This window comes from uncultured Faecalicoccus sp. (assembly GCF_944325745.1).
Classification (GTDB): Bacteria; Bacillota_I; Bacilli_A; order Erysipelotrichales; family Erysipelotrichaceae; genus Faecalicoccus.
Genome location: NZ_CALVBG010000026.1, coordinates 1 through 15,494 on the forward strand (window position 1 = coordinate 1; position 15,494 = coordinate 15,494).

A 15,494-nucleotide genomic window follows, 5' to 3' on the forward strand; every position below is an offset into this window, starting at 1 on the left:
TGCTGTTTTTTTGTTTATTCAGGCCGGTAATGGGCGACCAGATGTTTGTCACCGATGCTGTGGGAAACAATGCAGCGTATCGGGTTGCCGCGAAGATCATACCATCCTTCAAAGACATATCCTTTTTTCTGGGCCGGCAATAAAGGCTTATCTTCATCCAGATAGGTGTAGACATGAGGATTTTTACGAGAGGCGATCCCGCCTTGGGCATCGTAATGAATCCGGTAATAGACAAGATCCCATTTTGCGTAGAGAGTACAAGATTCTTTGATTTTCTGATCAAATGTAAACGGCTTTGTATAGTCTTGATCATAATACCAGCCACTAAAATCATAGCCTAGCCGAAGCGGATGTCGAAACGGTTTCAACAATCCGTCAGAGCCAATGGTCTTATCTTCAATCCGTCCGCCGCCGTTGCTTTCAAAGTGAACGGTACAAAGTTCCCGATAATGAGCAACCAGAGTGATTTCTTCCGCTTGATCTTCGGGGATGACATCGACTCGCTTTCCGTTGAGTGTCCAGTAATCAAAAGCCATATTGCGTTTTCTGGCCGGATATAGGCGCAAGACACCCGATTCGATGTTTAAATATTTGGGGTTCAGGCGCGAGTTCATCCCGCCATTTAACTCATAGTGGATCTTATACCATATCGGGATCCACTTATCGTAGAGTGTCATCGTGGTCGGCAGGATCCCGCCGGGGTTTAATCTTTTTGTACACGCTTCATCGATAAACCAGCCCATAAAGACATAGCCCCTTCGCTGGTCTTGTTGTGGTTTTTCCATTTTCTTATCCCTCATCCGTTGAATTCATACACTAGGTTTGTTATAATAATCGTGCTGTCCTCGTAGCTCAGTTGGATAGAGCATGCGCCTTCTAAGCGCACGGTCGGGGGTTCGAATCCCTCCGAGGACGCCACTTTGATTTTGAATGTCTGACAAAACCTCTTTGACGCTTAGTGATAAGAGGTTTTTTTATTCACGTTTTTCCAAGTGTTTTCTTTTTGGTTGGTGTGAACTTTCATTTCCTATTATACATCACAAGATCCTGAAACCTCAATTTGAAAAGTGGAAAGTAGAATTGACACTGAATTTCAGGGGTTTGTATAATTATCCTTAAGAACAGAAAGAAGAGTGACTGTATGCAGAATGTATTAGGGGTTGAAAAACCATCTAAATTATTAAAAAGCTTTGCCATTCCAAGCATCATCTCCATGTTGGTCAGTTCACTTTATAATATCGTCGATCAAATTTTTATTGGCCAAGGGGTGGGATATTTAGGGAATGCGGCGACCAATGTTGCTTATCCGCTGACAACGATCACTTTAGCCATTTCTTTGTTGATCGGCATTGGTTCGGCTTCTCGTTATTCCTTGTATTTAGGGGCAAAAGAAGAACAGAAGGCGCGTTATGTGATCGGAAATGGGGTCGTGGCGATGTTGATCGGAGGCCTTCTCTATGTCGTTTTAGTCTTCTTGTTTCTGCAGCCCTTGATGAAAGCATTTGGAGCGACTGAACAGATTCTTCCGTATGCCCTGGAATATACATCCATTACAACACTGGGAGCTCCTTTTTTGATCGGGACCAACGTTTTCAGCAACATGATCCGAGCGGATGGAAGCCCTAAATATTCCATGTTCTGTATGGTCATTGGCGCTTTGATCAATACTGTGTTGGATCCGACGTTTATTTTCGTTTTTGATATGGGGGTTGCCGGCGCGGCCTGGGCCACAGTGATAGGGCAAGTCGCCTCGTTTGTGATTGGCGCTCTCTATTTGAAAAACTTTAAACAAGTCCATATGCATGCCAAAGATTTTCGCTTTTCTTTATCTCAGACCTTGCAGACGGCTGCCATTGGGATCAGCGCCTGCATCAATCAATGTTCGATCCTTTTGGTCCAAGTGATTTTGAATAATTCGCTTGTCTACTATGGACAGTTCACAGAGTTTGGTCAGGAGATCCCTCTGGCTGCCTGCGGGATTGTCATGAAGGTCAACGCGATCTTGTTGGCGGTGATCATCGGGATCTCACAAGGAACACAGCCGATTGTCGGATTCAACTATGGGGCTCGACAATATGATCGGGTTCGACAAACTTTGAAGCTGTCATTAGGTTGTGCTTTGAGTGTGTCGGTGATCGGGTGGGCCTGTTTCCAGTTGTTTACTCAACCGATACTGTCTTTATTCGGGACAGGGGAAGCGCTATATTTTGAGTTTGCGACCCGTTTCATGAAAACCTTTTTGATCATGACTTGTGTGATCGGGATCCAAATTGTATCCTCCGGTTATTTTTCCGCTGTTGGAAAGCCGATCAAAGGGATGATCTTATCTTTAACGCGCCAAGTGATCTTTTTTATTCCTTTGGTTTTGATCTTGCCGCATTTCTTGGGATTGGATGGAATCATGTACAGCGGACCGATTGCGGATTTTGTGGCATTTGTTGTTTCTATGATCTTTGTTCTTCGCGAATGGAGACATTTGGATCATTTACAGAAAGTGGAGCATTATGAAAAAGTATAAGAGTTTTGTCGTTTGTGGATTTTGTTTAACACTGGCATTATGCGGATGCACTTCATCCGATTTAAAAGAAGTTCTGGAAGATGAGCCTTTGACGGCCGAACAAAAAGAGTTTGATGCCTATTTAGAGGAGCAATTGATCGAGACTTTAGAAGGCGATTATTATACGATGCATTCGCTGGCGGAAGATCCTTCTTCGTTAGGGGTCGACCTCTCTGTCGTTGAAAAGACATGGGGACGCTTTGATGCCAAGACGATGGAAGAAGATCGGGCAGAGGTTGAAGAGACGCTGGCTGAACTGGAAAGTTTCTCTTATGAAGATCTGACTTCCGCTCAACAAGATACGTATGATACCTTTGTTTATCAGATGAAAACTTCGCAGGAACTCAGTGATGAACGCTTCGATTATATCGCCTCTTTGTTTTCGCCGATGACCGGGATCCAAGTCTCATTTCCCACGATTTTTTCAGATTGGGAATTATATACCAAACAAGATGCCGAAGATTTGATCTTGATGATGCAAGACGTGGATGACTATGTCCAAAGCGCCTTGGATTATACGTATATTCAGGAAGAAAAAGGAATGCTTTGTCTTTCTTTTGAAGAGATCCGCTCGTATTGCCAACAGATCCTTTCGCAAGGGAATGAAAGTTCCGTCCTCGATTCTTTAAAAGAAGAAGTGGACGAACTGGATCTTTCTGGTGAAGAATCTGAATCTCTTCAAAATGATTTGGAAACGGCATATCAAGATTCCTATTTGAAAGGCTATCAGATGATCTTGGATGCGATGGATGATCTGGAACAAAATGGAGAAAACCATCCTTCCGGTTTGGCTTCGTTTGCGTCTGGGAAAGAGTATTATACCGCACTGATGCATTCTCAAATCGGTTCTATGCGTTCCGTGGAAGAGGTCCAGGAAATGATGGCATCGGCCTGCCAGGAACATCTCAATACCGCCATGGAGCTTTCGGATGCCGCCATGGGAATCTATTTCTTAGATACAGGCTACCAAGATTACGAAGAGATCTTAGATGATGTACAAAAGAAGATGAAGGATGATTTTCCGGAAATTTCTGAAAAAGCATACCAGATCCAAGATATGGAAGAAGATATCGCTACTGATAATGGGGTAGCAGCCTATTATCAGATCCCGACCTTGGATGGGGATCAGACAGGGCAACTGCGTGTCAATCCTTTGAATGACGGCATTTCCAGTATCGATACATATATGACGGTTTGTCATGAAGGGATGCCGGGGCATATGTACCAGTATAACTATACGCACGAAAACTTGGATCAGCCGGTCCGCTGGTCTTTGTTGGCAAATCCGGCTTATCAGGAAGGGTATGCGACCTATGTGGAACACTATGTTTTGCGTTATTTGGATGAAGATGCCCGCATGTTGAAGTTCTACAGTGAATACATGCTTTCTATTTACGATGCCTTGATTTTGGCAGATATCGGGATCCATTATGAAAATTGGGATTATGCCACTTGTGCAGCCCAGATGGAAGCCTATGGTTTATCGATGACGCAAGAGCAGTATGATCAGCTGCTGTATACACCATGTGCTTTTGAGCCTTATTACGTCGGTTATGAAGAGATTGCTTTGTATCGATCTCAAGCGAAAGAAAAAGCCGGAGAGGATTTTTCGGAACTCGATTTCCACACCGTTTTATTGGAAGCGGGTGCCGCCAGTTTTGATGTGATTCAAAGACACATGGATTCTTATATCGGAGCCTAAGCAGCCGTTTGGCTGCTTTTTTTTCATTAAAAAAGGAGTCAAGATTTTGACTCCTGAGGGGCTTTAATCGAAATGAACTTGCGGGGCATCTTGGGCTTCTTCTGTGGCTTCATAAGGATCGATCGACGCAAAGCCCATCATTCCTGCAATCAGATTGTTGGGAAACTTACGAATGGTCGTATTGTATTCCTGCACCGCTTCATTATATTCTTCACGCGCGACACTAAGACGGTTTTCAATGCCTTCTACGCTGGTCATAAAATCTGACATCAATTGAGTGCTGCCTAATTCAGGATAGGCTTCGATTGCAATGCGGATATCATCTAAGAGCTGCGAGGATGCCTGGTCCGCTTGTTCAAGTTCACTGGCTGAAGCGTTGGAATCGATGGTCATATTGCCATCTTCATCGATCGATACTCCCTCCATGCCGCTGCGCAAAGCCGTGATCTCTTTATAGACTTCACTTTCATGGTCCATGGACCCTTGGACACTGGGCATCAGTTCATTGATCTTATCCAGACGAGACTGTAAGGAACTCTGAATATTTGCTTCTTTTGTCGATACATTTTCTTCTAAGGAGACCATGTTGTTGTAGGGAGCGACAAATAAACCGCCAATCAAAACAGCGACAACAGCGACGATGATCAGGGCAATGCCCCATTTTGGAAATTTTTTATTCTGCATTCTTAAATCCTCTTTTCTATTTCTTTACCAGCTTCCGCCAGCTCCTCCGCCGCGGCTGGACCCGCCGCCTCCGCCATGGAAGCCGCCCCATCCACCCGAATGAGGGAAGCCGCCCATAAATCGTCTTTTTCGCCCGGATGACAAAAGCGATCCCCACAACAAGGCTTCTAAAACCGGATCGTCCTCTTGCGATGAGGATGCGTGATTTTTACGGACGACAACGTTGATATAGTCTTTGTGGGATGATTCTAATCTTTGTAAAAAGATCTTTGTCCTTCCCACTTTATGGGCTTGGATCTTACCGGAAGGTTCTACACTGACAATACGAGAATCTTGGCTGGAAATCAAGATATTCTCTTCGGAAAAGTCGTAGCCGGCAACACGAAGTTCTCTTGTTTCCCCTGGCTGCAAGATGATCGTAGAAGAAGGCTGGATCCGTCTTTGATAGGCCACAAAGGCCATCAAGACCAAGATCAGGCCAATCGGGATCAGGATGGTCCAGTCGATGGCTGTTTCCGAAGCATTTTGATTCTCGGACGTTTTCAAGCTGCCTTCCTCGATCCCGGATTCAATCGTTTTGATCGTATGGATATATAAAGATCGTATGCCTTCGGTATAGTTTTCTTCTTGGAATGAGGGCACGAGATAATCGGTTTGGAGATGCTGGCTGGTGATGTCGGTCAAGACACCTTCTAAACCGCGGCCCACTTCCATATAACGCAGACGATCTTCGATGCTGGCGACAAAAAGAACACCGTTATCGAGATCTTCATCTCCTAATTCATAGTGTTTAAAGGTTTCGTAGGCTACTTTTCGGATATCGGGATTGTCTAAGCGAGTCTCAATATTAAAAATAACCTGACTTCCTGTTTCTTTTTCAAAGCGGGCTCCCATTTCATTGAGCTCCTGTTCGACATCGTCATCGATCACATCCGCATGATCGTTGATGTAATTATCGATGGATAAGATCGATTCCTGAGCTTGGATTGTAACAGTACTCCAAGAGAATAGAAAAAGAGGAATCGATAAGAGTATGTTTTGTATCTTCATCATGTCTGTCCTTCTGCCTGGATTATATCATAGAAACAGAGGGTGAAAAAACCGGTCTAAAACGCTTATTTTTTGCCTTTGCCTTAGATTGATTCTTAGATTCAGTTATGGTAAACTTTATATGTTTCGCTAGGAGGTATGATGAATTCCTATTATCAGTCTTTCTTTGAGGAAATCAAAAAGAAGATCGAAGGAAATCAGTATCAGGAAGCGTACGATATGATTCATCAGGAGATCGCTCTTCCTTATGTGCCTAAGGATTGTTTAGAGCTCTTGGAAACGTATCAGGAAATGTGCCGGGATCACTTGCGTTTGTCGACATCCTCGATGGATGCGGGAAAAATCATCTGCTGGATCCACGGGAGTCCTTCGCAGCAGGAAAACGCAGTTCCTTATTTACGTTCACTGAATCTTCGCCAATATTTGGACGAGGTACAAGATCTTTTGAATTCTAAGATCTGTCAGGAACGCAAGGGGGAATTGATCGAGTATTTGATGGAACAAAAGATCGATGCGCCGTTTACGATAGAAAAGGGTGGTTTAGAGATCCAATTTGTTCCCAGTGTGATCTTGCCTGTCGAAGAAGACCAGGGAATCCAGGCGGTCACGCAATATTTTGAAGATTGGTTTTCCAATGAGGACCCCAGTTTTCAAACTTTCTGTCTGGCATTGATGGAACAGGAAGTTCTATTGCGCCGTCCGTTTGATTTGAGTGAAGAGGAGCCTCTTCCTTTGGCCAAGGCCATTGTACGTTTGGTGGCACAGGCAATGATGCGTATGGATGAATATCAATGCTTTGTACAAGCACATCAGTTAGACAAAGTTCCAGATTTGGTATTATGTATTGAAGAAAAGGAGAATTCAAATGGAAACGAAATGGACATTGAATGAGCATTCAACAGGAGAACTGGAAGTCGTAGTCGACAAAGAAAGCTGGCAGAAAGCTCAGAAGAAAGTTCTAAACAATTTGAAAAAACAGATGAACTTGAAAGGATTCCGTCAGGGACATGTTCCGGAAGCTTTGATCCGCAAACAGATCTCTAAAGCCGGTTTACATGAATTCGCAGCGGAAGAAGTTGCCAATGAAGCACTGGCAAAAGGAATCGAAGAAACCAAGATCGAATTAGTAGCTCGTCCTACGATGGAATTAAAAGAAGCCGATGATGAAAAAGCCGTCTTGGTCTTCCATTGTACGGTGATTCCGGAAGTGACATTAAAAGAATATAAAGGATTGGATATCCATAAAGAAGAAGTCAACGTAACGGATGAAGATATCGAAGAAGAAGTAAAACGGATCCAGAACCGCTATGCCGACTGGGTGGTTCGTGAAGAGGAAGAAGTTTCTCAGAATGGAGACCAGGTTGTGATCGACTATGCCGGTACGATCGACGGTGTTCCTTTCGAAGGCGGTTCTGCCGAAAACTACCCGTTGGAATTGGGTTCGAATACTTTTATTCCAGGCTTTGAAGATCAGCTTGTCGGAGTTAAGACAGGGGATGTTAAAGATGTCGTAGTGACGTTCCCGGAAGATTACAATGCGGCGGATCTGGCAGGAAAAGAAGCGGTCTTTAAATGTACAGTTCACGATGTGAAGTATAAAGAACTTCCAGAAGCAAATGATGAATTGATCCAGAAGCTGAAACGCGAAGGCGTTGATACTTTGGAAAAATTCAAAGAAGTGACAAAAGAAGATATGACAAAACGCCGTGAAGAACAGGCAGAACGTGCTTTTGAAGAAGCGTTGATCGCAAAAGTTTCAGAAGATGCCGAAGTGGAGATCCCGGAAGTGATGATTGAAAACGAGATCAATCGTTTGTTCCGCAACTTCGAAAATCAGATGAGCCAGTCTGGATTTACCGCAAAACAGTATTATGAAGCAACCGGACAGACGGAAGCGGATTTGAAAAACATGCTGAAACCAGATGCTCAGCACAATGTCAAAACGATGCTTGTCTTAGAAGCGGTTGTTAAACAGGAAGGCATCGAAGTTACAGAAGAAGATATCAATAAAGAATATGAAAACATGTCTAAGACTTACGGCATGGATGTAGATCGCATCAAACAAATCGTTTCTGCGGATAATATCCGTTATGACTTAGCGCAGCAGAAAGCGGTCGACTTGATTAAATCTTCTGTAAAATAGTATAATGAATTCACAAAAAAAGGCGCGTAGCGTCTTTTTTAAAAGTTAAAGGAGGTTTTAAAAATGAGTCAAACATATCCTTTGATTTGTACTCGGGGAGTCATACTTTTCCCGGATCAGGAAATCGTCATTGATGTAGGAAGAGAAGCTTCCTTGAAGTCAATTGAGAATGCCCAAGACAATTATGAAGATAAAGTGGTTTTAGTATCGCAGATCGATATGCAGACCAACGATCCGACTTGGGATGATATCTATAAGGTGGGAACACTTTGTGAGATCCGCCATATTCGCCGATTTGATAATTTCTTACGAATCAAATTCAAAGGCTTGGATCGTGCCCGCCTCAATCAGTGGGAAAAAGGCAGCTTGAGCGATATTGCCCAAATCGACATTTTGAACAGTTTCCGTCAAGATGAGATGGAAGAAGTGGCCTTGGTGCGCATGATCGCCAGTGAATTTGAAGAGATGGGCAATGCCGAAAAATTCTTTTCCAAAGAGCTGGTCATTGAGTTGTCCAAAGGCGTAGGGGCCGATATGCTCAGCGACAAGGCTATTCAAGTTTTCCCAATCTCTACGGAAAGAAAACAGAAATATCTGGAGACCTTAGGAATCAACGATCGTCTAGAGATGCTTTTGCAGGACATGAAAAAAGAAAAAGAAATGTCCGAAGTCGAACAAAAAATCAATCAGACGGTCAAAGAACGCATTGATCAAGGACAGAAGGATTATTATCTTCGCGAAAAGATGAATGCGATCCGTGAAGAATTGGGCGATGTCGTTGCCCAAGACCAGGATGCGGAAAAGATCCGCCAGCGTTTGGAAGAAAATCCATATCCGGACTATATCAAAAACAAGGTATTGGAAGAGCTCCGCCGTTATGAGATCTTACCGATGGCATCGGGAGAAACGGGTGTCATCAAGACATACATTGACTGGTTGATGGATCTTCCTTGGTGGCAAGAGACCAAAGATAACGAAGATCTCAACGAGGCCCAGAAGATCTTGGATGAAGATCATTATGGATTAGAAAAAGTCAAAGAGAGAATCTTGGAATATTTGGCTGTCAAACAGATGACCAATTCATTGAAAGCACCGATCTTATGCCTGGTCGGTCCTCCCGGTGTGGGGAAAACATCGCTGGCCAAGAGTGTGGCTCGTGCTTTAGATCGTCACTTTGTGAAGATCTCCTTGGGTGGTGTTCGTGATGAAGCAGAGATCCGCGGACATCGTCGAACCTATTTAGGCGCCTTGCCGGGACGTATTATTCAAGGAATGAAAAAGGCAGAAGTCATCAATCCAGTCTTCTTGATCGATGAGATCGATAAGATGGCCTCGGATTATAAAGGGGATCCTTCTTCGGCAATGTTGGAAGTGCTCGATCCGGAACAGAATTCCTTCTTCTCGGATCACTATATCGAAGAGAACTATGATCTTTCTAAAGTTCTCTTTATCGCCACCGCCAACTATCTGGAAAACATCCCGCCGGCTTTGCGTGACCGTTTAGAGATCATCGAATTAAGCAGTTATACGGATATTGAAAAAATCAATATTGCCAAAGGACATTTGTTGCCGAAACAACTGGAAGAAAATGGACTCAAACCTTCGCAGCTGAAGATCAGCGATAAAATGCTGTTGTATCTGATTCGTTATTACACGCGGGAAGCGGGTGTCCGTCAGTTGGAACGCACGATTGCCACGATTTGTCGAAAAACCGTGTTGGCAATCTTAAAAGATGGCAAACGTTCAATTTCTCTGAACAAGAAATTGGTCCATGAATGGCTGGGCAACGAAAAAGTCGACTATGGTAAAAAAGAGAAAAAAGATCAGGTGGGTACCGTAACAGGACTTGCCTATACCAGCTTCGGCGGTGACATTCTTCAAATCGAAGCCAATAAATTTGATGGTCATGGAAAATTGATCTTAACAGGTCAGCTGGGGGATGTCATGAAAGAAAGTGCCAGTATTGCTCTGGATTATATTCGCGCCCATGCCAAAGAATATCATATTGATTCCAGCGATTTTGAAAAACTGGATGTTCATGTGCATGTTCCGGAAGGAGCGGTTCCTAAGGATGGTCCAAGTGCCGGAGTTACGATGACAACCGCTTTGGTATCTTGTTTTTCCAATATTCCGGTCAAAGCCAATCTCGCGATGACAGGAGAAGTGACTTTGCGCGGCAATGTCTTGCCGATAGGCGGATTGAAAGAGAAATCTCTGGCTGCTTATCGCAGCGGTATCGATACGATCTTGATCCCGAAAGGAAATGTCAAAGATCTGGAAGACCTGCCGCAAGAAGTCAAAGACGCCGTGACCTTTATTCCGGTTTCCAATGTGAAACAAGTTTTGAGTCACGCATTGGTTCAGTAAGATGAAAGCCGAATTTGTGATCAGTGCTGCCGGTAAAGAACAATGGCCCGATTCCGCTTTGCCGGAAGTGGTCGTTGTCGGCCGAAGCAATGTCGGAAAGAGCTCGTTTATCAACGCTTTGACAAATCGGAAACGTTTGGCCTATGTCGGGAATACTCCGGGAAAAACGCGATTGATCAACTTTTTTCAGATCGATGATGCCTGGATGTTGGTGGATGTTCCCGGCTATGGATATGCCAAGATGTCCAAAGCGATGCTGAAGAAGATGGGCGAGCTGATGGAAGAGTATTTTTCCGGGCGCAAGGTCTTAGCTTTGGCCATTCAACTGGTCGATGCCCGTCATGATCCTACGCATGATGATATGGATATGATCGAGTATTTTAAGGCTTTAGGGATTCCGATCTTATTGGTGGCTACCAAGATCGATAAAGTTCCTAAGACCAAACGCATCAAAGCCCTTAAAAATTTATCGTCCAAACTGCAGCTGCCTCTTTCTGAAATCTATGGCATCAGCAGCACTGAAAAGCTTGGTTTAGACGAAGTTTATCAGGCGATCCAAAAGAAAATTTTATAAGGTCCTCTGCCAGGAGGGCCTTTTTTTTGTGGAGTTCTTGTGTTACACTTTAACTATGTTTTTTTAAAAACAAAAGGAGATCAACATGAGCGGATTTTTTGGTGTAGCTTCAAAAAAGAGTTGTGTTTTAGATTTGTTTTTTGGGACGGACTATCATTCTCATCTAGGAACGAGACGTGCCGGGATGACGACTTATGGCCAAACGGGTTTCAGCCGTGCGATCCATAATATCGAAAACAGTCCTTTCCGTACGAAATTTGATAAAGATTTGGAGCAGTTTGAGGGAAATCTTGGCATTGGATGTATTTCTGATTTCGAGGCCCAGCCGTTGCTGGTGCATTCTCATTTAGGCAGTTTTGCCTTGACGACGGTCGGTCGCATCAACAATCTGGATGATTTAAAAGAACTGTGTTTCAAAAATGGAATGACTCATTTTTTTGAGATGAGTTCAGGCGGGATCAACCCTACGGAACTGATTGCGGCTTTGATCAATCAAAAAGCGAGCATCCTGGAAGGAATCCAGTATGTTCAAGAAGTTGTCGATGGCAGTATGAGCCTTCTGATCTTGACACCGACAGGCATCTATTGTGCCCGTGATAAAGTGGGTCGTACCCCGATCATTATCGGTGAAAAAGATACAGGATATTGTGCTACGTTTGAAAGCAGTGCCTTCTTGAATCTGGGATACCATCATTATAAAGATCTGGGTCCAGCCGAGATCGTCTTTATGTCGCCGGAAGGTGTCGAAGTCTTGCAGGAACCTGGAGAAACGATGAAGATCTGTTCTTTCCTGTGGGTTTATTATGGCTATCCTACCAGCACATACGAAGGAATCAATGTTGAATGTATGCGAAATCGTTGCGGAGAGATCTTGTCCACACGCGATGACCATACCGATATCGACAGTGTAGCGGGTGTCCCTGACAGCGGCATTGCCCACGCAGTCGGCTATTCTAATGCGACGAAGATCCCGTTCTCTCGTCCTTTTATCAAGTATACGCCGACTTGGCCAAGAAGCTTTATGCCAACGAGCCAGGCACAGCGCAATATGATCGCAAAAATGAAGCTGATCCCGGTACAGGAACTGATCAAAGATAAACGCCTGTTACTGATCGATGATTCGATCGTGCGAGGAACCCAATTAGGGGAAACAACGGATTTCCTGTATCAGTCCGGTGCCAAGGAAGTGCATGTTCGTCCGGCTTGTCCGCCGATCCTCTTTGGCTGTAAATATTTGAACTTCTCACGTTCCAGTTCCGAAATGGATCTGATCACGCGCCGTGTGATCAAAGATCTGGAAGGAGAGAATGTCAGTGAAGAGATCTTAAAAGAATATGCCGATCCGGATAGTGAAAGATATCAGAAGATGTGCGAAGAGATCCGTCGCCGTTCGAAATTTACGACCCTCCGTTATCATCGTCTTGATGATATGATCGAGTCGATCGGCTTGCCGAAATGTAAGCTTTGTACCTATTGTTGGGACGGTGAGGAGTAATGGATCCCATTTTGGATCGCTGCAGTATTCGTCAATTTAAAGACCAAAAACTCACTGAAGAAGAGATCCAAGCTTTATTGAGAGCAGGATTCAGCGCCCCTTCGGCCAGAAATCTTCAGCCTTGGGTCTTTGTCGTGATCGAAGATCCTGCAAAGATCCAGGCTCTTCGGGACTTTTCTCCTTATGCCGGTCCTTTGGAAACAGCCCCTTTGGCAATCTTGATCTGTGCGGATCAAAACCACAATCCCAGCTTAGATTATTGTCAGCAGGATTGTGCGGCCGCTACCGAAAACATCTTGATCCAGGCCAAAGCGATGGGGTTAGGCAGCTGCTGGTTAGGAGGATATCCTAATCTCGACCGTATTGAGAAAATCCGAGATTTGATTGATTTACCATCTTCACTGATGCCGCTTTGGGTGCTTGCCATCGGGCATCCGGGGGAAGAAGGATCGATCAAAAACAAATGGAATGATAAAAAAATAATAAGGCTTTAACGGCCTTATTATTTTTTTGTGGATAAAAGATAATATTCGGTATAGATCTTCAACACAACACTGGAAAGAACATTACACATCAGTTCTTCTTCTTTGGAACGGTAACGGGGGTTTAATTCATTCAGATTTCCTTTTTCCATCACTTCGTGTAAATAGATTTCAAGATAGGAAGAAAATTTGTCATAAGCTTCCACATAATTGGAGTTCTGCATGCGGCTTTGGACTTCGATCAATTGCGCGATCTCGGTTAGAGTAAAGACACGTTTTAAGATACAGACCACGATCAAATAAGCCATATGCTTGGCGTGATAATGTTTTTTGATCGGCGGTTCCAGGATACTGTGCTTGACATAGTTGTTGACCATGCTGTTGGTCAGGATCTTTTCTTCTTGAAAATAAAGAGGTTCCAGATATTTTGTGATACAGGCGATCAATTGATCCATGTAGAGTTCAAAATCCGGCAGATCACTCCATCTAGGGCAAGAAAAGTGAAGCAGTTCTTCTTTGATTTGTTGTACTGTTTTCATGGTATAAGTTTAACATAAAGATAAAAACCAATCAAACTAGATTTTAAAACTAGATGTATTGACTTTGAAAACTCTTAATGATACTTTAGTAATAGAGAAAAACGAGGAGGATATCGAATGTTACAGATCGTTACGGATTCATCGACTCTTTATTCCATTCGTGAAGGGGAAGAAAAGGGAATCACCGTGTGTCCGCTCCATGTTAATATTGATGGAAAAAGTTACCGGGATTTTGAAGATCTCACAAGTACGAAGTTATTGAAGCTGATTCAGGAAAAGAAAGTGCCCAGCACATCGCAGCCTTCCATTGGCGAAAAGATCGACACCTATAATCGACTTTCTCAAGAAGGCGATGTCTTAGATATCACGATGGCCCAAGGCTTAAGCGGAACTTATGATAATGCGCTGCTCGCCAAAAGCCAATGTGATCATCCAGAAAGGATCCATGTTCTAAATTCAAAGACACTGTGCGGTCCGCATCGTTCTTTGGTCGATCGCGCAATCAAGATGAAAGAAGAAGGCGCTTCCTTAGAAGAAATCGAGGCAGAACTAGAAAATGCCCGAGAGACCGATCTTTCTTTTTTGATTCCTTTTGATTTTCAATTTTTATTGCGAGGAGGGCGTGTTCGCCAGATTGAAGCAGGATTGGGAGGCTTATTAAAACTGATCCCGGTGATGAAGCGTCAAGAGGATGGTACCGTTCTAGTGAAATTTACCGTAACGCGGACGTTCAAAAAAGCACTGCGTTCGATTTTGGAAGAATTAGATAAACACAACGTGACCGATGCATATACTTTCTATATTACGCATGCTTTTAATGATGAACTGGCTTTTGAGGCCCAAAAAATGCTGCGGGAAAAATATCCGGAAGCCAAGATCGTTATCTATCCTTTGTCTCCGACCTTTATTACTCAGGGAGGACCTGGCTGTATCGCTATTCAAACGATCAAGATCTAAAAAAATAGACCCGGGAATCATAGAGATTCTCGGATCTTTTGTATTTGTGCCAGCCACAGATCACGGCAGGCATCACTTGGCATTCGCCAGTCTCCTCGAGGCGAGAAGCATATCGAGCCCACTTTGACACCGTCGGGCATACAGTTTCTTTTGAATTGTTGCGTAAAGAAACGCGAATAAAAAGTTTCTAAAGCGGTTAAGATCGTTTCTTGATTAGTGCCGGAAAACGCAATCTGACAAAGAGCAAAGATCTTTTCCGGAGACTCATGGAATCGCAGCATATGATACAAGAAGAAGTCATGCAGATCATAGGAACCCAGCACTTCTTCGGTTTTTTGTGCGATCTTTCCATCGGGATCCGGCGGTAAGAGTTCGGGGGAGACCGGAGTCTCACAAATATCGATCAAAACCCGATACAGATCTTCCTGTCCCTCTTTTTGCGCCTGTAAGGCTGCACTTTCTACGATGTAGCGAACCAGTGTTTTCGGGACACTGACATTGACGGCATACATACTCATGTGATCCCCGTTATAAGTACACCAGCCTAAGGCCAATTCACTTAGATCTCCCGTTCCTACGACAAAGCCGTTGTATTGATTGGCAAGATCCATTAAGATCATCGTTCGCTGGCGTGCTTGGGAGTTTTCGTATGTGATATCGTGTTTCTGCGGATCTTGATGGATGTCGCTGAAATGCATGTTTACGCTAGGTACGATACTGATCTCTTCACTGGAAACATGCAAAAGATCCATTAACGTGTGGGAATTGGATTTTGTACGTTTGGTCGTTCCAAAACCAGGCATGGTGATCGCATGGATCCCTTTGGGATCCAGCCCCAGCATTTCAAAAGCTTTATGACAGACCAACAAAGCTAAAGTGGAATCCAATCCGCCGCTGATTCCCAATACGACACTGGAGCCATGGATCTTTTTAAGACGGGTCGC

Annotated in this window: 14 protein-coding genes and 1 tRNA gene; 10 read left to right on the forward strand and 5 right to left on the reverse strand. The window is 43.9% G+C overall.

The features are described from left to right. Nucleotides 1-14 precede the first annotated feature (14 nt). Entirely contained in the window at nt 15-785 is a 771-nt protein-coding gene (locus Q0J48_RS03980; protein ID WP_296241873.1) for an InlB B-repeat-containing protein, read from the reverse strand. Between the two features lie 56 nt (nt 786-841). Here Q0J48_RS03980 and Q0J48_RS03985 point away from each other — a divergent pair. The 3 genes from Q0J48_RS03985 (at nt 842) to Q0J48_RS03995 (ending at nt 4,259) form a co-directional block, all read left to right on the forward strand. After that, nucleotides 842-918: transfer RNA gene (locus Q0J48_RS03985), tRNA-Arg, on the forward strand. Nucleotides 919-1,141: 223 nt separating this feature from the next. Further along, nucleotides 1,142-2,518: an MATE family efflux transporter gene (locus Q0J48_RS03990; protein ID WP_296241876.1), complete on the forward strand. Its 1,377-nt coding sequence runs from the start codon at nt 1,142-1,144 to the stop codon at nt 2,516-2,518. After that, entirely contained in the window at nt 2,505-4,259 is a 1,755-nt protein-coding gene (locus tag Q0J48_RS03995) for a DUF885 family protein (protein WP_296241879.1), read from the forward strand. Before Q0J48_RS03990 ends, Q0J48_RS03995 begins: the two co-directional genes overlap by 14 nt. Before the next feature lie 63 nt (nt 4,260-4,322). Here the strand turns inward: Q0J48_RS03995 and Q0J48_RS04000 are convergent, their stop codons facing one another. Beyond that, entirely contained in the window at nt 4,323-4,943 is a 621-nt protein-coding gene (locus Q0J48_RS04000; protein WP_296241880.1) for a LemA family protein, read from the reverse strand. Between the two features lie 24 nt (nt 4,944-4,967). Next, nucleotides 4,968-5,996, reverse strand: coding sequence for a TPM domain-containing protein (locus Q0J48_RS04005; RefSeq protein ID WP_296241882.1), 1,029 nt, complete (start codon nt 5,994-5,996; stop codon nt 4,968-4,970). Between the two features lie 138 nt (nt 5,997-6,134). On the opposite strand from Q0J48_RS04005, the gene Q0J48_RS04010 reads away from it, so the two are divergent. The 6 genes from Q0J48_RS04010 (at nt 6,135) to Q0J48_RS04035 (ending at nt 13,066) form a co-directional block, all read left to right on the forward strand. Next, complete coding sequence (locus tag Q0J48_RS04010) at nt 6,135-6,884, forward strand: DUF3196 family protein (protein ID WP_296241884.1); 750 nt, start codon at nt 6,135-6,137, stop codon at nt 6,882-6,884. After that, nucleotides 6,859-8,136 carry a trigger factor gene (gene tig, locus Q0J48_RS04015; RefSeq protein WP_296241886.1) on the forward strand — a complete coding sequence of 426 codons (1,278 nt, stop codon included), beginning with the start codon at nt 6,859-6,861 and terminating at the stop codon, nt 8,134-8,136. The genes Q0J48_RS04010 and tig overlap by 26 nt, the downstream gene beginning before the upstream one ends. A gap of 63 nt (nt 8,137-8,199) precedes the next feature. Beyond that, a complete protein-coding gene (lon, locus tag Q0J48_RS04020; RefSeq protein ID WP_296241888.1) occupies nt 8,200-10,503 on the forward strand; it encodes an endopeptidase La in 2,304 nt (767 codons plus the stop codon). 1 nt (nt 10,504) lies between these two features. Continuing rightward, on the forward strand, nt 10,505-11,077 hold the full coding sequence (gene yihA, locus Q0J48_RS04025; RefSeq protein ID WP_296241889.1) for a ribosome biogenesis GTP-binding protein YihA/YsxC: 573 nt from the start codon (nt 10,505-10,507) through the stop codon (nt 11,075-11,077). A gap of 85 nt (nt 11,078-11,162) precedes the next feature. Further along, entirely contained in the window at nt 11,163-12,572 is a 1,410-nt protein-coding gene (locus Q0J48_RS04030) for an amidophosphoribosyltransferase (RefSeq protein WP_296241891.1), read from the forward strand. Beyond that, a complete protein-coding gene (locus Q0J48_RS04035; RefSeq protein ID WP_296241893.1) occupies nt 12,572-13,066 on the forward strand; it encodes a nitroreductase family protein in 495 nt (164 codons plus the stop codon). Before Q0J48_RS04030 ends, Q0J48_RS04035 begins: the two co-directional genes overlap by 1 nt. Nucleotides 13,067-13,074: 8 nt before the next feature. On the opposite strand, the gene Q0J48_RS04040 is transcribed toward Q0J48_RS04035, so the two are convergent. Beyond that, nucleotides 13,075-13,593, reverse strand: a complete 519-nt coding sequence (locus Q0J48_RS04040) for a DUF1836 domain-containing protein (RefSeq protein WP_296241895.1) — start codon at nt 13,591-13,593, stop codon at nt 13,075-13,077. Between the two features lie 117 nt (nt 13,594-13,710). On the opposite strand from Q0J48_RS04040, the gene Q0J48_RS04045 reads away from it, so the two are divergent. Next, complete coding sequence (locus tag Q0J48_RS04045; protein ID WP_296241897.1) at nt 13,711-14,550, forward strand: DegV family protein; 840 nt, start codon at nt 13,711-13,713, stop codon at nt 14,548-14,550. Between the two features lie 17 nt (nt 14,551-14,567). On the opposite strand, the gene nadE is transcribed toward Q0J48_RS04045, so the two are convergent. After that, nucleotides 14,568-15,494, reverse strand: a 927-nt coding sequence (gene nadE / locus Q0J48_RS04050) for an NAD(+) synthase (protein WP_296241900.1), incomplete at its 5' end; no start/stop codon positions are given.